18 protein-coding genes are annotated in these 19,449 nt (G+C 62.0%); 5 read left to right on the top strand and 13 right to left on the bottom strand.

Annotation, left to right across the window (positions count from 1 at the left end; all coding sequences use genetic code 11):
* The first annotated feature begins 162 nt into the window (after nt 1-162).
* Nucleotides 163-1,605, top strand: a complete 1,443-nt coding sequence (locus M5B97_RS14810) for a hypothetical protein (protein WP_248731872.1) — start codon at nt 163-165, stop codon at nt 1,603-1,605.
* A 49-nt stretch (nt 1,606-1,654) separates the two neighbouring features.
* On the opposite strand, the gene M5B97_RS14805 is transcribed toward M5B97_RS14810, so the two are convergent.
* From M5B97_RS14805 to M5B97_RS14775, 7 genes are all read right to left on the bottom strand, one after another.
* Nucleotides 1,655-2,755, bottom strand: a complete 1,101-nt coding sequence (locus M5B97_RS14805) for an SMP-30/gluconolactonase/LRE family protein (protein ID WP_248731871.1) — start codon at nt 2,753-2,755, stop codon at nt 1,655-1,657.
* Nucleotides 2,752-3,429 (bottom strand): sterol desaturase family protein, encoded by a 678-nt coding sequence (locus M5B97_RS14800; RefSeq protein WP_248731870.1) that lies wholly within the window; start codon nt 3,427-3,429, stop codon nt 2,752-2,754. Before M5B97_RS14800 ends, M5B97_RS14805 begins: the two co-directional genes overlap by 4 nt.
* 330 nt (nt 3,430-3,759) lie before the next feature.
* The gene (locus M5B97_RS14795) at nt 3,760-4,623 is read right to left on the bottom strand and encodes a LysR family transcriptional regulator (RefSeq protein ID WP_248731869.1); all 864 of its coding nucleotides are present in this window, start codon (nt 4,621-4,623) and stop codon (nt 3,760-3,762) included.
* Between the two features lie 60 nt (nt 4,624-4,683).
* Nucleotides 4,684-5,439 carry an alpha/beta fold hydrolase gene (locus M5B97_RS14790; protein WP_248731868.1) on the bottom strand — a complete coding sequence of 252 codons (756 nt, stop codon included), beginning with the start codon at nt 5,437-5,439 and terminating at the stop codon, nt 4,684-4,686.
* A gap of 104 nt (nt 5,440-5,543) precedes the next feature.
* Nucleotides 5,544-6,950: an efflux transporter outer membrane subunit gene (locus M5B97_RS14785; RefSeq protein WP_248731867.1), complete on the bottom strand. Its 1,407-nt coding sequence runs from the start codon at nt 6,948-6,950 to the stop codon at nt 5,544-5,546.
* Nucleotides 6,943-8,925: a MacB family efflux pump subunit gene (locus M5B97_RS14780; RefSeq protein ID WP_248731866.1), complete on the bottom strand. Its 1,983-nt coding sequence runs from the start codon at nt 8,923-8,925 to the stop codon at nt 6,943-6,945. The genes M5B97_RS14785 and M5B97_RS14780 overlap by 8 nt, the downstream gene beginning before the upstream one ends.
* A complete protein-coding gene (locus M5B97_RS14775) occupies nt 8,915-10,087 on the bottom strand; it encodes an efflux RND transporter periplasmic adaptor subunit (protein ID WP_248731865.1) in 1,173 nt (390 codons plus the stop codon). The genes M5B97_RS14780 and M5B97_RS14775 overlap by 11 nt, the downstream gene beginning before the upstream one ends.
* Before the next feature lie 253 nt (nt 10,088-10,340).
* Here M5B97_RS14775 and M5B97_RS14770 point away from each other — a divergent pair, with 253 nt between their 5' ends.
* The 4 genes from M5B97_RS14770 (at nt 10,341) to M5B97_RS14755 (ending at nt 14,397) form a co-directional block, all read left to right on the top strand.
* A complete protein-coding gene (locus M5B97_RS14770; protein WP_134656665.1) occupies nt 10,341-10,823 on the top strand; it encodes a sigma-70 family RNA polymerase sigma factor in 483 nt (160 codons plus the stop codon).
* A gap of 119 nt (nt 10,824-10,942) precedes the next feature.
* Nucleotides 10,943-12,280: a SidA/IucD/PvdA family monooxygenase gene (locus M5B97_RS14765; protein WP_123716963.1), complete on the top strand. Its 1,338-nt coding sequence runs from the start codon at nt 10,943-10,945 to the stop codon at nt 12,278-12,280.
* Nucleotides 12,281-12,346: 66 nt separating this feature from the next.
* Nucleotides 12,347-13,567, top strand: a complete 1,221-nt coding sequence (locus M5B97_RS14760) for a putative DNA modification/repair radical SAM protein (RefSeq protein ID WP_123716964.1) — start codon at nt 12,347-12,349, stop codon at nt 13,565-13,567.
* Complete coding sequence (locus tag M5B97_RS14755; protein WP_248731864.1) at nt 13,564-14,397, top strand: TIGR03915 family putative DNA repair protein; 834 nt, start codon at nt 13,564-13,566, stop codon at nt 14,395-14,397. Before M5B97_RS14760 ends, M5B97_RS14755 begins: the two co-directional genes overlap by 4 nt.
* Nucleotides 14,398-14,457: 60 nt before the next feature.
* Here the strand turns inward: M5B97_RS14755 and M5B97_RS14750 are convergent, their stop codons facing one another.
* The 6 genes from M5B97_RS14750 to M5B97_RS14725 form a co-directional block, all read right to left on the bottom strand.
* The gene (locus M5B97_RS14750) at nt 14,458-14,955 is read right to left on the bottom strand and encodes an Lrp/AsnC family transcriptional regulator (protein WP_029296543.1); all 498 of its coding nucleotides are present in this window, start codon (nt 14,953-14,955) and stop codon (nt 14,458-14,460) included.
* Nucleotides 14,956-14,959: 4 nt separating this feature from the next.
* Entirely contained in the window at nt 14,960-15,790 is an 831-nt protein-coding gene (locus M5B97_RS14745) for an ATP-binding cassette domain-containing protein (RefSeq protein WP_283101001.1), read from the bottom strand.
* 3 nt (nt 15,791-15,793) lie between these two features.
* A complete protein-coding gene (locus M5B97_RS14740; protein WP_123716966.1) occupies nt 15,794-16,507 on the bottom strand; it encodes an ABC transporter permease in 714 nt (237 codons plus the stop codon).
* Entirely contained in the window at nt 16,504-17,205 is a 702-nt protein-coding gene (locus tag M5B97_RS14735) for an ABC transporter permease (protein ID WP_134656662.1), read from the bottom strand. The genes M5B97_RS14740 and M5B97_RS14735 overlap by 4 nt, the downstream gene beginning before the upstream one ends.
* Before the next feature lie 165 nt (nt 17,206-17,370).
* On the bottom strand, nt 17,371-18,150 hold the full coding sequence (locus M5B97_RS14730) for an ABC transporter substrate-binding protein (protein ID WP_123716968.1): 780 nt from the start codon (nt 18,148-18,150) through the stop codon (nt 17,371-17,373).
* 246 nt (nt 18,151-18,396) lie between these two features.
* Nucleotides 18,397-19,443: an ornithine cyclodeaminase gene (locus M5B97_RS14725; protein ID WP_248731863.1), complete on the bottom strand. Its 1,047-nt coding sequence runs from the start codon at nt 19,441-19,443 to the stop codon at nt 18,397-18,399.
* Nucleotides 19,444-19,449 lie beyond the last annotated feature (6 nt).

The following is a 19,449-nucleotide window of genomic DNA, read 5'->3' as shown; positions in this document are numbered from 1 at the left end:
GGGCTCATGCGAAGTGAGCTTCCTGCAAGGTCGAAGGAGACCTCTTACGATACCTACAGAAAATACTGTACATCCATACAGTTTTATCCTACAGTCCATCCCAGGTGACAGGACGTCACCCGTCACCTGAGCTTCAATTTTTTAACTATGGATGGATAAAAAATGAAATCGAAAAAAAGCCTGTTCCTGGGCGCGGCCATGATGGCTGCCTGCTTCACTTCGGCTTCTGCCCTGGCCGACCAGACCCTTCCCAAACTCACCCCCGGCACGGTTAACCAAGCCGTACTGGATGCGCTGAAACCTGGCGGCACGATCAAGGCGGAGCCGGTCTCGGCCGAGCTTCGGCAGAAAATGCTCGACGCCATGAAGGGCAAGACCAAGGCGAGCGCCAAGAGCGCCAAATCGGCACCGTTCAATACCGTCGTCGATGCGTTGAAAAAGCCGAGCCAGGCTCAGTTGAAAAGCGCTGCCGCCGCCGACTTTGTCCCGCTGTTTCCGACCCTGGATGTCAACACCCTCTACACCATCGACCAGGTACAGGCCGGCCAGGACTTCACGTATCACTTCAACCTGCCGCAAAACGCGCGGGCGGTGGTGCAGTTGATCGACCAGAGTGCCGGTGCCGATATGTCGCTGAGCCTGTTCGTGGATGACGGCCAGGGCAACCCGCTGTTGGTGGCGACGTCCGATAACCCAGGCAGTGCCGATGAGTACCTGGACGGTATCCTGCCGGCCGGTGACTACTACTGGTTCATGCTGGCCAAGACCGCCAGCAATGCGCAGTTCAGTTTCGGCGTGGCGGTGGACACCAATATCGATGCCTTCGAACCCAACGATTCCGCGCAAACCGCCTTTGTGTTGCCGGACTCGATGAACAAGGTGAGTGGCAACCTCGATAACGCCGGCGATGTCGATTACTTCGACTTCAAGGCCGTGCGCGGCCAGAGTGTGAGCATGTACCTGGCGGGCGATGAGAGCGGCAGCCGCGACCAGTGGCTCTTCGATCGCTTCGACGGCGTGAACTGGGTGACCGTGCCGGCCGGCTCCAGCTCCACCTACCCAAGCGTTGCGCCTGGCACCACGGTCAAGGTGCGTGTGCGTGCCAACCCGGCTGTGGCACAGGACCCGAGCAAGTACTACCAACTGAGCCTGGGTTCCACGCCACGTCTGGATAAGCACGACGTGAAGGGTGACAACATCGTGCGGGTGCCGGTGGGCGAGATGCCGCTGGCCACGCAAACCGCTCGCGTGTTGAACTGGTCGACCAAGTGGTCGGACTCCACCGGCGCGCCGCTGTTGGGCGTCACCCCGGTGCTGCGCGTGGACAACCACTTTATCGACTTGAACTACCGCTGGGTCGACTACACCGCGACCACCAACAGCGCCGGCGAGTCTTCGGCTTCGGCCAACATCGGCACCTGCTTCGGTGACTACAGCACCGTGATCAACGACAGCAGCACCGGCGTACCGTACAAGTGGGCGACCACCTATAACCAGGGTGGCTGGCGCATTGAGCTGGCCGAGTTCCCCGGTGTGGGCGTGGGCGGCAACAATGTGCAATACGTGAGCCTGGGCCATATCTGTACCCAGACCATTATTCACTGATCGAACGGCGTCAATCAGAAGGGGCAGCCTTGGCGGGCTGCCCCTTTTTTCATTCGTCGTTGAGTGCCAGTTTCATGGGCAGGCGCGCCATGCTCGTGTTCGTCAACGAGCCGAAGTACAACCAGTTGCCATATTCCCGCGCGGTGGTGATCGGCGAGTAGTTGCCCGCAGTGCCATCCTGCAGGTTGGCGATCACCTTGCCGTCGGTATCCAGCCCCAATACAAAGGCTTTGCGTTCGATGGGCTTGGGCACCACCATCAGTGCGCGCACCATCACTTTACGCAGGGTGGGATAGCCGGCGAATACATCCAGCAGGGGATTACGCGGCGAATACAAGGCGACCCAGAAGCGATCGTGACCGTTGAAGCTGAGGTTGTCCGGCAGGCCGGGCAGGTTGTCGATAAACAGATCGTGACTGCCGCTGCGTTCGCCCTTGAGCCAATAACGGCTGATACGGTAGGCACCGGTTTCATTGACCAGGACATAATTTTCATCCGGGCCCAGCGCCACACCGTTGGCAAATTGCAGATGATCGAGCAGCACTTCCGTCGTGCCGTGGTTGAAGTCATAGCGCAGCAGGCGCCCATCGGCGCCATGCTCAATTACTGCTTCGCCATCCTGGCCGTAACCCCAACGGCTCGACGCGTCGCTGAAGTAGGCATAACGCCCAGCGGCATCGACGGCCACGTCATCGGTAAATCCAAAGGGCACGCCACCGGCGCTGGTGCTCAAGGTCGTGAGTTGGCGAGCGCCATCCAGGGCGAGCAGGCCCTTGATCCCATCGGCAATGATCAAGCGACCATCCGGGTGCAACGCCATGCCCAGCGGCCGCCCGCCCGTATTGGCCAGCACTTCCAGGCTCTGGCTGTCGGGCGAGGTGCGAATGATGCGCCCGTCATGCAAACCGCTGATCAGCAGGCCCTGGGCATCCAGCAGCAAAGCCTCCGGCCCGGAGATGTCCTGCGCGCCGACCTTTTGGATATGCCTGAGCCGCTGGTTCTCGGCATACACCCCGTCTTTCAATGAGGGCGCCTTGGGCGGCGTCCAATTTACCGGCTGGACTCTGGTCGGCATCAGCAGCAGAAAAGCGATCACCGCCAGACATAGCACGAACAGCAGATGGCGCAGTTTTTTGGGACGGGTACTCATGACGATTCCTGGTTGTCCTGGGGAGCCGGCTCCCAATGGAGGGTGCCGAACAGGTAGTCCATCAGTGGCAGCACGATGTTGAAATTACGCCCCTGCATCAGCTCGCGGCGATGATGCAGGGCGTGCAGTCGGTGCATCTGGCGCACCCAGGGCAGGCGCGCTATGGGGTGTGCAACGGGCAGGTGTTCGCAGGCGTGAAACACTTCGTAAAGTAAATACCCGAGGATCATGCAGCCGGCAAACAGCCCGGCGACGTTGGGGCTCAGTTGCTTGAGCAGCCACCAGGCGGGAAGGGTGATGGCCAGGCTGTGCAGCACAATCAGCCAGGCCGGGAACAGGATCACGCGCCAGTCCCTGGGGCCGTCGTACGTCATGTGGCCGGGGGTGAAGAAACTGTGGTGGTCGCCGGTGTGGCGTGCGTAGAACAGCCGGGCGAAGGCGTGTTTGTGATGGCCGAGGTGACGGTGGACCAGGTAGATGCAGAGGTTGAAAAACACCAGCGTCAAAGGCACGGCCAGCCACTGCAGCGGGCTGATGTTCGCCGTGGAGGACCACGCCAGGGTAATGCATGAAATGCCGTAGCCCAGCACGAAACCGGCATGCAGCCAAGGGTTGTAATGCGGGCTGACGTCGGCGCGGTAGCGGGCGCGAAAGGTTTCGGTGGGATGGGCCATGACGAGCTGCTCGGTGTTTTTTTGTTGGAGCCTGAGCTTAGTTGGTGCGCGAAATTGTGCGAATTTTTGCAGGCGATGCGATCAGAGTGTGGGAGGGGCTTGCCCAACCGGTCAGTTGAGGCGCAACGCTGTCACTGTGGCGAGGGAGCTTGCTCCCGCTGGACTGCGCAGCAGGCCCAGTCTTTTCAAACCCAAAGCTGGGGCCGCTACGCGGCCCAACGGGAGCAAGCTCCCTCGCCACAGGTTACCCGTTGTCCGCTCTATCGCTTGACTGACCGGCATTGGGGCTTGCCCCCGATTGCGGTGTGTCAGCCACAGGTATTGGTTGATTCACATCAGTGGATCCCAGCGCTGCGACCAGTCATTTTCGACCTTGACTACGCCGCGCAACAGTTCCAGTGCCTGTTGCAACACCGCCGAATCCCGCGCCCGTGAATACACCAGATAAGTCGGGAAACTGAACTCGGGTGCCTTGGGCACGCGCTGCATGACGCCGCTGTCCAGGTAGCTCTGCACCACGCGGGTCCGGAAGTAGCCGGCGCCGCCATTTTCCAGGATGTATTGCAGCGCCAGCGGCCCGAGGTTGAAGCTCAGGGCGGCACGTGCCTTGTCGGGCAGGGCGGCGTCGTGCTGCTGGCGAAAGCCCGGGCCCCAGTCGATATACACATACGGGTCCGGCTTGCTCACCAGTTGCACCAGGATCAGTTTTTCTTCGAGCACCTGCTCCACCTGCAACCCCGGCCAGTATTGCGGTTGGAATACCAGGGCTGCGTCCAGCACACCCAGTTCGAGTTGACGCAGCAGGTATTCGCCTTCGCGCACTTCGGTACGCAGCGCGTACCCCGGAATCCGTTCGCGCAGCACCCGAGCCCAGCCGAGCATCAGCGGGGTGCACAGGCTGACTTCGCCGCCGATGTGCAGCACGTTGCGATAGCCGTCGGGCAGCGGCAGGTCGCGCCGCGCGGCTTCCCAGGTTTGCAGCAGCTGGTTGGCATAAGCCACAAACGCCTCGCCATCGGCGGTCAACCGAGCCCCTGCGCGGTTACGCACAAACAGCGTGCTGCCCAACTGGCTCTCCAGGCTTTTGACCCGTGCGGTAATGGCGGTCTGGGTGACGTGCAACTTCTCGGCCGCGGCGGCCAGGCTGCCGCAGCGGGTGATTTCGAGGAAGGTGCGTGCCAGTTCGATGTCCATGAAGGCCCTCATTCAGATGAAGGGCCATTGTAGAACATGCGGTCACGTGCGGGCGGCGGCTTATTCCCAGGTGCCGGGATCCAAGCAGCGTGCGGTGGCGGGCGGCTGATGGCCGTACACCAGAAAATCTCCCAGCCAACGGGTAACACATCCATCGCTGCCGGACCGGGCCGACGCCTTGAGCAGCAATTGCTCGACACCCGGAACACTTGCTTCACCCTGCCAGGCGTCGACCAGCACCATGCGCGCAACGCGCTCGGGAAACAGCGTGCCGTAGCGATTACCGAGCCGGGTGCCCTGGGCGTTACCCAGATAATGCAGCCGGGTCTCACCCAATTGTTCGCGCACGTATTCCATGTCGCGTGCTGCCTGTTCGAGTGCATTCGGGGCATCGAGGTCTCGCAGGCTCAATTCAATGACGTCATATCGGTCGACCAGTGTGCGATAGGCCGGGGTGGCGTAAGACTCCCAGCGGCTGACCTGGTGCAAGGCGAACGTCGTGCGTTTGACGGTGTGCGGCTCGCCGGCCTGGATGAACACCGCGCCTGCCCGATTGAGCGGCTGCCGCGCGCCGACACGGGTCAGGTTCAGGCGCACACGGCCGCGTCCGGGCGCGGCATGGTCGCGGGGTACGCTCACCTGGCCGCATTGGGTGCGTTCAAGCACCTCGGGATCCAGCCGTTCAACAGCGGGGAAGGGACAGTCCAGCAGCCAGTCGATCGCGGTGGGCGCGATCAGGGGTTGAGCATGGGCCGCCTGTGCCATCAGCCAGAAGCAGGCACCTGCCAGGCTTTTTACAAGAACACTGGGTTTCATCGAGAGGTCCCGGGCAGCCGTGTGATGGCGGCTTTTTTACCAAGGACCTGGGGTTATAAAATGTAGGGGGAGAAAACGGTTCGTGTAAGAAACAGGAGTTTCGTTTATCGGATGTCTGTACTCCAACCGCCGCCCAGGGCTTTGTACAAGGCAATGCTGGCTTGCAGGCGCGACAGTCGCAGTTGCACGTTCACGTCCTGGGCGGCGTACAGGGTGCGCTGGGTTTCCAGCACCGTCAGCAGGTCTTCGGCGCCGGCCTGGTAGCGGCTTTGGGCGATCTGGAATGCCGTCTGGGCCTGCTGCAATTCTTCGGTTTGCCACTGACGCTGCTGGTCCATGCGCGTGATGGTGCTGAGGGCTTTTTCCACATCGGCGAAGCCGTTGATGATTGCACCGCGGTAAGTCTGCAACAGCTCATCCTGGCGCGCGCGGGCTTTGTCGCGTTCGGCGGTTAAACGGCCATGGTTGAAAATCGGTGCGACCAGTCCGGAGGTCAGGTTGTAGAACGGACTGCGCAGGATCTCTTCTGCCCTGGACGACGCCGAGCCCAGCGTGGCGCCCAAGGTCACGGTAGGCAGCATCGCCGCACGGGCGACCGTGACGTCGGCACTGGCCGCGGCCAATTGCGCTTCGGCCTGGGCGAGATCGGGACGGCGGCTCAATAACTGGCTGGGCACGCCGGCACCGATGGCCGGCCAGGTCAGGGCCTGGAACGGTTCGCTGCCCAGGTCCAGGGCTTGCACCGGCTGGCCGAGCAGAGTGGCGAGGGTGATCCGCGATTCCTCGGCCACCTGCTGGATCAACGGCAGTTGCCGCTGCTGGTTGGCCACCAGGCTTTTCTGCTGTGCCAGTTCCAGGGCGGTGGCGGAGCCGGCGTCAAAGCGGGTTTGCACCAGGTTCAGCACGTTGTGCGCATTCGTCAGATTCAACTCGGCAATCTGCAGGCGTTGGCGTGCGGCAAGAGTTTGCGCGTAGCGGTCAGCCACGTTGCTGAGCAGCGTCAGTTCCACGGTGGCCTGGTCGAATTCACTGGCGCGCAGGGTATACAGCGCACTGTCCCGGGCGGCGGCGCGGCCACCCCAGAAATCCAGCTCATAACTGGCGGTAAGGTTGGCGCCGAAATCGTCCACGGTCTTGTCGTTTTCGGTGGCATCCAGCGACGAGTTACCGCTGCCGTGCAGCAGTTTTTCACGGCTGGCGGTCAGGTTGAATTTTACCTCGGGCCACAACGGCGCTCCGGCTATCACTGCACTGGCCTGTGCCTGGCGCACCCGTGCCATGGCGGCGGCCACGTCGAAACTGTCACGGCGCGCCTGGTCGATCAGACGGTTGAGTGACGCGCTGCCGAACTGCGTCCACCAACGCTGGTTACTCGCCTGGGCCGCTTCACGTTCCGCGTACTGCCAGGCGGTGGGCGGCGCGATGCCGTTGTCCACGGCAGGCGGGCTGCCGCTGCAGGCGCTGAGCGACAGGCACAGGCTGAGCACAGAAAGCGGGAATGGTTTATTCACTGGTCAACGCCTTAACCGGATCGAGCCGGGCTGCTTTACGGGCCGGCATAAAGCCGAATACGACACCGGTGACCAGCGCACAGCCAAACGCACCCGCCACCGCCACCAGGGAAAACTGCACCGCGACCTGGGCCAGCACCAGCACGCCACCTACCAGCAGCGCCAGGCCGATACCGCACAGGCCGCCGACCACCGAGAGCATCACCGCTTCGGTGAGGAACTGGCGCAGGATGTCGCGCTGGCGCGCACCCGTCGCCATGCGGATGCCGATTTCGCGGGTACGTTCGCGCACGGTCATCAGCATGATATTCATCACGCCGATGCCGCCCACCAGCAGTGAAATCGCGGCGATCGAGCCCAGCATCAGCGACAGGGTGTTCTGCGTCCGGGCTTCGGCCTGGATCATGGCGGCGTTGTTGGTCAGGTGATAATCGGACTTGCCGTGGTGCAGGCGCTTGAGCAACTGGTCGATGGCCTGCTCCGCGTCGTGCACCCGGCTGGCGTCGGCGGCGGCGATCACCACGTATTCCGGGTTGTAGCTGCCAAACAACCGGATGCTGGCGGCAGAGTAGGGGATGGCGATGCGGTCATCACTGTCTTTGTTGCCGGAGCTGGAGCCCTTCTCCTGCAACACGCCCACCACCTGGAACGGCACGTTTTCGATCAGGATGTATTGGCCGATCGGGTTGATCAGACCTTTGAACAGCTTGTCGCGCACCCGGGCGCCGATCACCGCCACCGTGGCGGCGTTACGCTCGTCGGCTTCGGTGAAGTAGCTGCCTTCCACGACCGGCCAGTTGAAAATGCCCGGGAACTGCGTGTCGTTGCCGCCCACGTAGGCCATGTAGTCGATATTGCCGAAGCGTACGCCGGCTTCGGCGCCGTTGACGGGCATGATCCGCTTGACCTGCGGCAGGGTGGCCAGGGCCGCCACGTCCTGCGGGGTAATGATCCCCAGCGGCGTACGCGGGTTCGGCGACGAACCACTGACATACAAAATGTTCGAGCCGAAGGCGCCCATTTGCGCCATCACCTGGCGCTTGCTGCCTTCGCCCACCGCCAGCATCACCACCACCGAGGCGACGCCGATGATGATCCCCAGCAAGGTCAGGGCCGTGCGAAAACGATTGATCCACATCACCCGCCACGCCGCGCGTATGGCGTCGAGCAGCTCGGCCTTCCAGGCGCCATTGTGCTCCGCGCCGTCAGCCAGGCGCTGGCGCAGGTCCACGGCTTGCAGGGCGCCGGTCGCGGGGGCGGGGGCCGTGGTGTGGGTATCGGCCGAATCACTGATGATCAGGCCGTCGCGAATCTCGATGATACGGTTGGCGCGTGCGGCCACATCCCGGTCGTGGGTGATCAGGATCACCACGTGGCCCTGGCTCGCCAGTTCGTCCAGCAAGGCCATCACCTCGGCGCCGCTGTGGCTGTCGAGGGCGCCGGTGGGTTCGTCGGCCAGGATGATATGCCCGCCGTTCATCAGCGCCCGGGCAATCGACACCCGTTGCTGCTGGCCCCCGGAAAGCTGGTGCGGGCGGTTGCCGGTGCGCTCGGCCAGGCCCAGGCGCGTGAGCAGGGCGTTGGCTCGCGCACGGCGTTCGTCGGCGCTGATACCGGCGTAGATCGCCGGCATCTCGACGTTTTCCTGGGCGGAGCCCGACGGAATCAGGTGATAGCCCTGAAACACAAACCCGAACGCCTCGCGGCGCAGCCAGGCCAGTGCATCGCTGTCCAGGTGCGCGACATTTTCGCCGGCGAACAGGTACTCGCCCTCGGTGGGGCGGTCCAGGCAACCGAGGATATTCATCAGCGTGGATTTGCCGGAGCCGGACGCCCCGACGATGGCAACGAATTCTCCTGCGTGAATCGACAGGTCGATGCCGCGCAGCACGTCGACTTGCGGGCTGTCGCCGCCACCGTAGGATTTGCGGATGTGCTTGAGTTCGATCAGGGGTGTGCTCAACTCAGCCCCCATTGCCATCGGCCGGGCCGATCAACAGATGATCGCCTTCGCGCAGGCCGTCCAGCACCTCGACGCGCAGGCGGTCACTGATGCCCAGGCGCACTTCGCGGTCTTCGACAGCGCCGTTTTTCGCCACCACCCGGGCGATCTGGCGGTCGGCGTTGGCGCTGCCCTGCAGGGCGGCGACGGGCACGGTCAGGGCGTCCTTGACCTGGCTGGCGACGAAAAACACCTGGGCGGTCATCTCGGCCATCAGCGCGTTATCGGCGTTGTCCACATCCAGCAGCACGGTGTACAGCACCACGCGGCCACTCCCGCTTTTGCTTGTGCTGCTGGGGCTGCCACCGCCCTGGCTGGTCTCATTGAGAGGCTTGGGCGGGATCGGCAGGATCTGGCGCACGGTGCTGGTCCAGCGCCGGTTGCCGCCGCTCAACGTGGTGAAGTAGGCCGTCATGCCGGGCTTGACGTGGCCGATGTCCGCTTCTGAAACCTCAGCCCACACCGTCATTGGCGACAGCCTGGCAATCCGCAGGATCAACGGCGTTTGCTGCTGGGCGTTGAGGGTCTGGCCGACGCGGGCGTCCACGGCTACCACGGTGCCATCCATGGGCGCGAAGATCCGCGTATAGCCCAGTTCGGCTTCGTCACTGCGCAGGCTGGCCTGGGCCTGGCGGATCTGCGCCTGGAACATCTCGACCCGCGCCTGGGTGGCACTCAATTCGGCCTGGGCGGTCTGCACATCTTCTTCGCGGGTGGCATTGCCGGCGGCCAGGCGTTGCTGGCGCTGGTACTTCTGGCGCGCCAAGGCGTGCTGGGCTTTTTGCTCCTGCAACTGAGCCTTGAGGTTTTCGATGGCGTAGCGACTGGCATCGAGCTTGGCTTTTTGCGTGGAGGGGTCGATCTCCACCAGCAGTTGGCCGGCCTTGACCTGATCACCGGCCTCGACGTGGATCTTCTGGATTTGCCCGGAAGCCTGGGCGCCGACGTCTACATAACGTCGGGGTTGCAGGGTGCCGAGGGCGGTGACGCTGTTTTCGATACTGGCGCGGGTTACGGTGACGGTCGCGAACCTATCGCGGCCCGGTGGAAGGACCTGCCAGGCTGCAGCCGCGATGATGGGAATCAGGCACGCGGCGATAAGCAGGGCGCGTCGGGCAGGTCGAGGGCGTTTCATGCGTAGGTTCCAGCCAGTCAGGATCGGGGCGCAGTCGCGCAGAGCTGACAGTTAAACGAGGAAATTGGCTGGAGATTTAGGCGGTTACACAAGCGGTTACAGCTTGTGTGAAGAAAAAAAACGACCGTTGGTGCGAGACCTGTTTAAAAGTAGATGAGAATTACTATAAATTGCACGCACTCAAACTGCTATCACTGAATGGCTGCATTTGTAGGCGCGAGCACCTGATGCCGCCATGTGTCTGTCGGGAGTCATGTTGGAAAACTACTATCGCGAGCTGGTGTGTTTCCTCAACGCCAAGCTGGGCAACCGTCAGGTGGCCGAGGATGTGGTGCATGACGCTTATGTCCGCGTGCTGGAACGCTCCAGTGACACGCCGATCGAGCAACCACGCGCGTTTCTATACCGCACGGCACTGAACCTGGTGATCGACGGCCATCGACGCAATGCGTTGCGCCAGGCCGAACCCCTGGAGGTGCTCGACGGTGAAGAGCGCTTCGCCACGGACTCTCCGCACATCAGTCACGACCAGGGGCAGCGCCTCGAAATGCTCGAGCGCGCCCTGGCCGAGTTACCGGCCACCTGCCGCGACAGCTTCCTGCTGCGCAAACTCGAGGGCCTGTCCCACCTGCAAATTGCCGAACGCCTGGACATTTCCCGCAGCGTGGTGGAAAAGCACATCGTCAATGCCATGAAGCATTGCCGGGTGCGGATGCGTGAGTGGGAAGCGCACTGATCGCCGATCAGTTAAATTTTATTTCATTGTCCTCGTTTCCTATCAACACACGACCTGATGTTCGGGTCTTGAAGGTATTCCCGCCCCACCGCCAAGGGGCTTATCCAGAGGACACTGGAATGACACAGGCAATTGCTTCGCCCGCGGTTCACGACCTGATCGGTATCGGTTTCGGCCCTTCGAACCTGGCGCTGGCCATCGCCCTGCAGGAGCGCGAAAAGGCCCAGGGCAAACTGGATGTACTGTTCCTGGACAAGCAGGCTGACTACCGCTGGCACGGCAATACCCTGGTCACCCAGAGTGAATTGCAGATTTCCTTCCTCAAAGACCTGGTGACCTTGCGCAACCCCACCAGCCCTTACTCCTTCGTCAATTACCTGAAGGCCCACGACCGCCTGGTGGACTTCATCAACCTGGGCACCTTCTACCCATGCCGCATGGAGTACAACGACTACCTGCGCTGGGTGGCCGGGCAATTCCAGGCCCAGGCTCGCTACGGCGAGGAAGTCTTGGCCATCGAGCCGATCCTGCATCAGCAGCAGGTTGAAGCGCTGCGCGTGATTTCCCGCGATGCTGTGGGCGAGCAGCATGTACGCACCGCCCGCAACGTGGTGGTGAGCCCAGGTGGTACGGCGCGTGTGCCCGAAGCGTTCAAAGGCCTCAAGGATGACGGGCGGGTGTTCCACCACTCCCAATACCTGGAACGCATGGCCACCCAGCCGTGTGTCGAAGGCAAGGCAATGCGCATCGCAATCATCGGCGGTGGCCAGAGCGCGGCCGAGGCCTTTATCGATTTGAACGACAGCTTCCCGTCGGTGCAGGTCGATATGATCCTGCGCGGTTCGGCGCTCAAGCCCGCCGACGACAGCCCGTTCGTCAACGAAGTGTTTTCGCCGGCCTTCACCGACCTGGTGTTTCAGCAAGTCGGTGCCGAGCGCGAGCGGCTGGTTGCCGAGTACCAGAACACCAACTATTCGGTGGTGGACCTGGACTTGATCGAACGCATCTACGGCATCTTCTACCGCCAGAAAGTCTCGGGTATCGCCCGCCAGGCGTTCCGCACCATGACCGTCGTGGAAAAAGCCACCGCCAGCGCGCTGGGCATCGAGCTGGTCTTGCGCGACAACGCCACCGGCGACACCCTCGTCAACCATTACGACGCCGTCATCCTCGCCACCGGTTATGAGCGCCAGCAACACCGCGAGCTGTTGGCGCCGCTGCAAGCCTATATGGGCGACTTCGAAGTGGCCCGTGATTACCGCATCATCACGGATGAACGTTGCAAGGCTGGCGTCTATATCCAGGGCTTCAGCCAGGCCAGCCATGGTTTGAGCGATACCTTGCTGTCGGTGCTGCCGATTCGTGCGGATGAAATTGCGGCGTCGCTGTTTGAGCATGATCGCCATCGCGGCACGGGGCGTTCGGTGCAGGACCTGTTGTTGGCCACCGCCAGCTGACAAGCTGCACTTGTGGCACGGTGGGCTGCCTGATACTGTACAAAAAACCAGTATCGGTAGCCCTCCATGCAGTTGATCGAAAAACTCAGCATCCTCGCCGACGCCGCCAAGTACGACGCTTCCTGCGCCAGCAGTGGTGCGCCCAAGCGCAGTTCCGAGGGCAAGGCCGGGCTGGGTTCCACCGACGGCATGGGCATCTGCCACAGCTACACCCCGGACGGGCGCTGCGTGTCATTGCTCAAGGTGTTGCTCACCAACTTCTGCCTCTATGACTGCCAGTATTGCGTCAACCGTCGCTCCAGCGACGTGCCCCGCGCGCGCTTCAGCCCCGAGGAGGTGGTCACCCTGACCCTGGACTTCTACCGGCGCAATTGCGTCAGCGGGCTGTTTCTCAGTTCCGGCATCATCCGTTCGGCCGACTACACCATGGAACAGTTGGTGCGCGTGGCCAAGCTGCTGCGAGAAGAGCATGACTTCCGCGGCTACATTCACCTCAAGACCATTCCTGAAGCCGACCCCGCGCTGATCGCCGAGGCGGGGCGATATGCGGATCGCCTGAGCGTCAATATCGAATTGCCCACCGACGCCAGCCTGCAAACCCTCGCGCCGGAGAAACAGATCGGCTCGATCAAGCAGGCGATGCGCACCATCTACACCGGCGAGCAGACCGTACTCAACGAGCCCCGGGCGCCGCGCTTCGCCCCCGCCGGGCAGAGCACGCAGATGATCGTCGGCGCCGATGACACCGACGACAGCACCATCCTCCATGGCGCCGAAGCGCTGTATGGCAACTTCAAGCTGCGCCGCGTTTATTACTCGGCCTTCAGCCCCATTCCCAACAGCCCGAAAAGTGTGCCACTGGCGGCACCACCGCTGATGCGCGAGCACCGCTTGTACCAGGCCGACTTCCTGTTGCGCAGCTACGGTTTCAGCGCCAACGAGCTGTTTGAAGGCCCAGGCCACCTGGCGCTGGATATCGACCCCAAGCTGGCCTGGGCCCTGGACAACCGCGACGTGTTCCCCCTGGACCTGAACCGCGCCGAACCTACGTTGATCGCGCGCATCCCCGGCATTGGCTTGCGCACCACCCAGCGCCTGGTGGACTTGCGCCGTGAACGCAAGATCCGCTTCGAAGACCTGGCGCGCATGCGCTGCGTGCTGGCCAAGGCCAAGCCGTTCTTCATCACCAGTGATTACCACCCGCAACAGGCCGACAGCACCAGTGTGTTGCTGCGTGAACAACTGCGCGACCGTCCGCAGCCGCAACAAATGGGGTTATGGGGATGATCAGCCTGGAATGCGACAACCTGTTCAGCACCTGGCGCGAACAGGCGCGCTGGTTGCTCAGCCATCAGGTCGACCCGAGCCAGGTGAGTTGGGGCGAGGCAGAGGTGGCCGATCTGTTTGCCACCGATGAGCCGATTCCTGCCGGGCAGGGTCCGTTCCAGGCGCGAATTCCCAAGACACTGCTGGCGTTGCTGGAGTCGGCTGCCCGTTACCACGGCGACCAGCGCTGGAGCCTGCTGTATGAAGTGCTGTGGCGAGTCAGCCATGGTGACCGCACGGCGATGATGGCGGGGGACAAGTTGGGCAGCGAGTTGCAGCGACGGATCAAACAGGTAAGCCGTGAGGCCCACCACCTGCATGCATTTGTCCGCTTCATTGCGCTGCCGGCCGAGGCGGGGCCGCAGCTTCCGGAGTATGTCGCGTGGCATGAGCCGGCCCATGACATTCTGGAAAGTGCCAGCCAGCATTTTATTGGGCGCATGGGGCGCCATCGCTGGATGATCGCCACGCCGCTGGATGGGGTCTATTACGACGGCGAGCAGTTGATCCATCAACGCGAATGCCCCGAGGCCTGGCGACAACTGGCGCAGAATGTCGAAGACCCCCACAGCGGCATGTGGCTGACCTACTACAGCCATATCTTCAACCCGGCGCGCCTGAACCCCAAAGTGATGGAAGGGCACTTGCCCAGCCGTTTCTGGAAGAATCTGCCGGAGGGTAAATTGATACCGGGGTTGATCAGCGAAGCGCGGACGGGGAAACAGAAGGATGGTCAGGCGAAGTTGATTGGCACCAGGCCGGGCAAGAGAATCTCAAGCGGCCACGGTTAAAAGTGTGGGAGGGGGGCAAGCCCGCTCCCGCATTTGATCAGAGTGTTTGGGGCGTGGCGCTCACGCCAGCTCGGTGGCGGTGTTCTTCACTACCGCCAACTCCGGGTGCGCCACCAACTTATCAATGTGCAACTCATCATTGTTCAGCCAGGTCTCGGTCAACACGCGGTAATGCTCCATATCGCGGCAGCGCATGCGCAGGCTGTAGTCGAACGGCCCGCTGATCAGTTGGCATTCGAACACTTGCGGGCAGGCTTTGACGCATGCTTCGAAAGCCTTCTGCGCCGAGCGCCCGCTTTGGTTGGACAACGCCACCAGCACCAGCAGCGATAGCCCCGGCGAGACCATCTGTACATCGATGATCGCCCCATACCCGCGAATCACCCCGCGTCGCTCAAGCTTGCGCACCCGTTCCAGGCATGGCCTGGGCGTCAGGTGCACCAGCGACGAGAGCTTTTCGTAGGTGATACGCCCCTGATGGCGCAACACATCGATGATCGCCTCATCGATGCGATCCAGCGCAGGGGAAGAATGGGGTCCGTTGGCCTTGGTATCCATGAGTTCACTTCAAACGGTTGGAAAGAAATTGCTGCAAGCGTTCGCTGCTGGGGTGGTCGAGGATCTCGGCGCCGCCTTGTTCCTCGACCCGGCCCTGGTGCAAAAACAGCACTTGGCTGGACACCTGGCGGGCAAAGCCCATTTCGTGGGTGACCATCAGCATGGTACGACCTTCCTCAGCCAACGTCTGTATGACTTTGAGGACTTCTCCTACGAGTTCTGGGTCCAGCGCGGAGGTCGGTTCATCGAACAGAATAATCTCGGGTTCCATCGCCAGTGCCCGCGCAATGGCCACGCGTTGTTGCTGGCCACCCGATAGAAACGCCGGGTATTGATCCGCCACGCGGCCCGGCAGGCCGACTTTGTCCAGGTACAGCCGGGCGCGTTTCTGCGCCTCGGCGGCGCTTACGCCCAGTACCCGTCGCGGGGCCATGGTGATGTTTTCCAGCACGGTCATGTGGCTCCACAGGTTGAAGTGCTGAAACACCATGGCCAGGCGTGTGCGCAGGTTTTGCAGTTGTGCCTGGTGCGGCGCGCGGGTGCCGGCGCGGTCGGGCTGCATTTCGATGCTGATGCCGTCCAGGGTGATGACCCCGGCGTCCGGTTGTTCGAGAAAATTGATGCAGCGCAGCAGGGTGCTCTTGCCCGAGCCGCTCGCGCCGATCAGGCTGATTACGTCGCCGTTGCGGGCGTTAAGGGACACGCCCTTGAGCACTTCGTGTTCGCCGTAGCGTTTGTGGATGCCTTCGACTTGCAGCTTGATGGCTGCGGTTGCGGATTTGGCCATGGGCACATCGATGGGGTAAGCGGCCAGGGCCTGCGCGGACTGATTCATGGGTTAGCCTCGGGTAGAAACAAGGAAGCGCATCCAGCGACGTTCGGCCAGTCGAAACAGGCCCACCAGTGCAAAGGACAGCAGCATGTACAGCAGGGCGGCGATACCGAACGCCTGGAACGTCAGGAACGTCTCGGCATTCGCATCGCGGGCCACCTTGAGGATGTCGGCGACGGTGGCGGTGAACGCCAGCGAGGTGGCGTGCAGCATCAGGATCATTTCATTGCTGTAGGCTGGCAACGCGCGCCGCAATGCCGCCGGCACCACCACGAACAGATTGAGCCGCCAGCCATGCAGGCCATAGGCGCAAGCCGCTTCGATTTCGCCGTAAGGAATATTGCGGATCGCCCCGGCGAAGATTTCCACGGTGTAGGCGCAGGTGTTGAGCACAAACGCCAGCAGGGTGCAATTGAGTGCATTGCGGAAAAACTGGTTGAGCAGCGCGTTGTCTTGCACCACTTCCAGGCTGTACAGCCCGGTGTAGCAAATCAGCAGTTGGATGTACAACGGCGTGCCGCGAAACAGGTAGGTGTAGACCTCCACCGGCCAGCGCAGCCAGAAGCGTTCCGAGACGCGGGCCAGTGCCAGTGGTATCGACAGTACAAACCCCAGCACCACCGAGACAATGAACAGCCACAAGGTCATGGCCACGCCGGACAGGCCCGTTCCATCGCTGAACAGGTAGGCCAGGCCGTATTGCTGGAACAGTTCGATCATCGCGCCATCCCCTTGATGCCGAGGTTGTAGCGCCGTTCGAGGCGCTTGAGGATACGGTTGGACAAGGTGGTGATCACCAGATAGACGAGGCCGGCGAGGATCAGGAAATACAACGGTTCGTTGGTGGTCTTGCCGGCGTTCTGTGCGGCTTTGACCAGATCCGACAAGCCGATGATCGACACCAACGCCGTGGATTTGAGCAGCACCAGCCAGTTGTTGCCCAGGCCTGGTAGGGCGAAGCGCATCAATTGCGGGAACAGCACCAGATGAAAACGCTGCCAGCGGCTCAGGCCATAGGCGGTCGCGGCTTCCAGCTGGCCGACCGGCACGCTGAGGATCGCGCCGCGAAAGTTCTCGGTGAAATACGCGCCATAGATAAAGCCCAGGGTGATGACCCCGGCGGTAAACGGGTCGATTTCAAAGTAGTTCCAGCCGAACACTTCACTCAGGTCGTTGAGCCACAGTTGCAGGCTGTAGAAGATCAGCAGGATCAGCACCAGGTCCGGCACGCTGCGGATCAAAGTGGTGTACAGCGTAGCCGGCACGCGCAGCCATTTGGCACTGGACAGTTTGGCGCCGGCGGCAATCAGGCCGAGGGTCAGGCTCAGGGCCAGTGCCAGGAATGCCAGCTTGAGCGTCATCCACGCGCCTTGAGCCAGCATCGGGCCGTAGCCGTGCAAGTTGAGGAATTCATTCATGGGGGGATCTCTAAAGGGCGCAGACATACCCTGCGGGAACCGGCGCATGTGGCTGGGGCTTGCGTCCGATAGCGGCAGCTCAGTCAATGCGTGTCGACTGGCGCGCACTCATCGGGGAGCAATCCCCTCCCACACATGTGTTCTCCCGCAGGCGCAGCGTTGGCATCACTCGTGGTAGATGTCCTGATCGCCGAAGTACTTCTTCTGGATCTGCGCATAAGTGCCATCGGCCTGCACGGCGGCGATGCCCTTGTTGATCAGCGCACGTAATTCCTGATCGTTCTTGCGCAGGCCCATGGCGATATCCAGCGGCAGGGTCGGGTCCTTGAAGGCCGGGCCGGTCTTGAAGTCGGCGCCTTCAGGCTTGGACAGGAAGTTGAGCTGGGCTTCGAGCTTGTCGGTCAGGGTGGCATCGAGGCGACCATTTTGCAGGTCGGCGTAGTTCTGTTCCTGGGACTGGTACGCCTTGATCTGCGCCCCCAGCCTGGCCAGTTGCGCACGGGCATAGGCTTCCTGCAGCGAGCCTTGCAGCACGCCCACCTGTTTGCCTTTCAACGATTCCGGGGTGTCGCCGAAGTCGGCGCTTTTGCGGGTGATCACCGACGTCGGGCTGAGGAACAGCCGGTCGGTGAAGTCGATGACCTTCTCGCGTGCCGGGGTCACGGCCATGGATGACATGATCGCGTCGAACTTGCGCGCTCGCAGGGCCGGGATCATACCGTCGAATTCGTTATGTACCCAGGTGCATTTGACCTCGAGCTTGGCGCAGATTGCATTGCCCAATTCAATATCGAAGCCCTGCAGGCTGCCATCGGCGGCCACGGATTCGAAGGGGGGATATTCGGGGAACACGCCGAAGCGGATTTCTTTCCAGTCTTGGGCCTGGGCGGCGGTGGCGCACAGTGGCAACAGCAATGCAGCGAAGAGTGATCGCAGTGGCGTCATGGTGAAGTCCCTATATTTTGTAATTGATGTCAGGGGCAGTCATAAAGGTGAAATAAATCTTTGTCGTCGGCGCAGAGAATGCTCCATGGTGGTGCGTTTTTTGTGTCGTTTACCCCATGCATAAAGCGCGAATTGTGCTGTTAAAAAGTGCAATGCAGCGGAATCGGCTGTTGCACGCGCTGAATCGGCTTTTCCGGGGGAAAGTTCTGGCCTGCCTCGGGCTTGAAGCGGCAGGCCAGAGCGGTCTCAGGCGCGCTTTTTCTGCTGTGCCGCCGGTTGCTGGGCCAGGCGCGCATACAAGTCTTTCGGGTTGCTGAGGTCCGGCACCAGCTCCAGTTCGCGGCCTACGTCCAGGGCCTTGGCCACATCCAGCACGTAGCGCAGGGCCGAATAGTCTTCGATGGCAAAGCCCACCGAGTCGAACAGGGTGACTTGTCGCGCATTTTCGCGGCCCGGCTTCTGGCCATTGATCACTTGCCACAGCTCGGTCACCGGCGAGTCTTCCGGCATGTGCTGGATTTCCCCTTCGATGCGGCTCTGCGGTTCGTATTCGACGATCACCTGGGCGCGCTCGACGATGCGTCGGTCCAGCTCAGTCTTGCCCGGGCAATCACCGCCCACGGCATTCAGGTGCATGCCCGGTTCGATCATGTCGTCGGTGAGGATGGTTGCGTAGGCTTTGTCGGCGGTCACGGTGGTGACGATGTCCGCACCTTTCACCGCTTCGGCCACGCTGCCGGCCAGGATCACCTTGATTGCCGGGAACGCTTTGAGGTTGGCGGCGAGTTTGGCGGTGGCCTTGGCGTCGATATCGAACAGGCGGATTTCATTGATACCGAGCATGGTGTGGAACGCCAGGGCCTGGAATTCACTTTGCGAGCCGTTACCGATCAACGCCATGCTGCGGCAGTTGTCGCGGGCCAGGTAGCGAGCCACCAGTGCCGAGGTAGCGGCGGTGCGGATCGCGGTGGTCAGGGTCATTTCCGCCAGCAGTACCGGCCGGCCGGTATCCACATCGCCCAGGGCACCGAAGGCCATCACGGTGAGCATGCCGGCCTGGGTATTTTTCGGATGGCCGTTGACGTATTTGAAAGCGTACAGCGAAGCGTCGGATACCGGCATCAACTCGATCACGCCGTCCGGCGAATGGTTGGCCAGGCGCGCGCATTTTTCGAAATCCTGCCAGCGCAGGTAGTCGGCGCGGATGTACTCGGCCATTTCGCTGATGCAGGTTGGCAGGCCTTTCTGCGAGACCAGGTAGCAGAGGTCGTTGACGTCGATGTAACGGGTCATGGCAAG

This window comes from Pseudomonas sp. MWU13-2517, assembly GCF_023242545.1.
Taxonomy (GTDB): Bacteria; Pseudomonadota; Gammaproteobacteria; order Pseudomonadales; family Pseudomonadaceae; genus Aquipseudomonas.
This window is presented reverse-complemented; position numbering and strand designations above follow the sequence as displayed.

Excerpts from the sequence above, each read along its gene's own strand:
- M5B97_RS14735 (WP_134656662.1), bottom strand. The coding sequence starts at position 17,205 with ATGAATGAATTCCTCAACTTGCACGGCTACGGCCCGATGCTGGCTCAA.
- M5B97_RS14770 (WP_134656665.1), top strand. The coding sequence starts at position 10,341 with ATGTTGGAAAACTACTATCGCGAGCTGGTGTGTTTCCTCAACGCCAAG.
- M5B97_RS14800 (WP_248731870.1), bottom strand. The coding sequence starts at position 3,429 with ATGGCCCATCCCACCGAAACCTTTCGCGCCCGCTACCGCGCCGACGTC.
- M5B97_RS14740 (WP_123716966.1), bottom strand. The coding sequence starts at position 16,507 with ATGATCGAACTGTTCCAGCAATACGGCCTGGCCTACCTGTTCAGCGAT.
- M5B97_RS14780 (WP_248731866.1), bottom strand. The coding sequence starts at position 8,925 with ATGGGGGCTGAGTTGAGCACACCCCTGATCGAACTCAAGCACATCCGC.
- M5B97_RS14725 (WP_248731863.1), bottom strand. The coding sequence starts at position 19,443 with ATGACCCGTTACATCGACGTCAACGACCTCTGCTACCTGGTCTCGCAG.
- M5B97_RS14790 (WP_248731868.1), bottom strand. The coding sequence starts at position 5,439 with ATGAAACCCAGTGTTCTTGTAAAAAGCCTGGCAGGTGCCTGCTTCTGG.
- M5B97_RS14805 (WP_248731871.1), bottom strand. The coding sequence starts at position 2,755 with ATGAGTACCCGTCCCAAAAAACTGCGCCATCTGCTGTTCGTGCTATGT.
- M5B97_RS14745 (WP_283101001.1), bottom strand. The coding sequence starts at position 15,790 with ATGAATCAGTCCGCGCAGGCCCTGGCCGCTTACCCCATCGATGTGCCC.
- M5B97_RS14795 (WP_248731869.1), bottom strand. The coding sequence starts at position 4,623 with ATGGACATCGAACTGGCACGCACCTTCCTCGAAATCACCCGCTGCGGC.
- M5B97_RS14775 (WP_248731865.1), bottom strand. The coding sequence starts at position 10,087 with ATGAAACGCCCTCGACCTGCCCGACGCGCCCTGCTTATCGCCGCGTGC.
- M5B97_RS14755 (WP_248731864.1), top strand. The coding sequence starts at position 13,564 with ATGATCAGCCTGGAATGCGACAACCTGTTCAGCACCTGGCGCGAACAG.
- M5B97_RS14810 (WP_248731872.1), top strand. The coding sequence starts at position 163 with ATGAAATCGAAAAAAAGCCTGTTCCTGGGCGCGGCCATGATGGCTGCC.
- M5B97_RS14760 (WP_123716964.1), top strand. The coding sequence starts at position 12,347 with ATGCAGTTGATCGAAAAACTCAGCATCCTCGCCGACGCCGCCAAGTAC.
- M5B97_RS14765 (WP_123716963.1), top strand. The coding sequence starts at position 10,943 with ATGACACAGGCAATTGCTTCGCCCGCGGTTCACGACCTGATCGGTATC.
- M5B97_RS14730 (WP_123716968.1), bottom strand. The coding sequence starts at position 18,150 with ATGACGCCACTGCGATCACTCTTCGCTGCATTGCTGTTGCCACTGTGC.
- M5B97_RS14750 (WP_029296543.1), bottom strand. The coding sequence starts at position 14,955 with ATGGATACCAAGGCCAACGGACCCCATTCTTCCCCTGCGCTGGATCGC.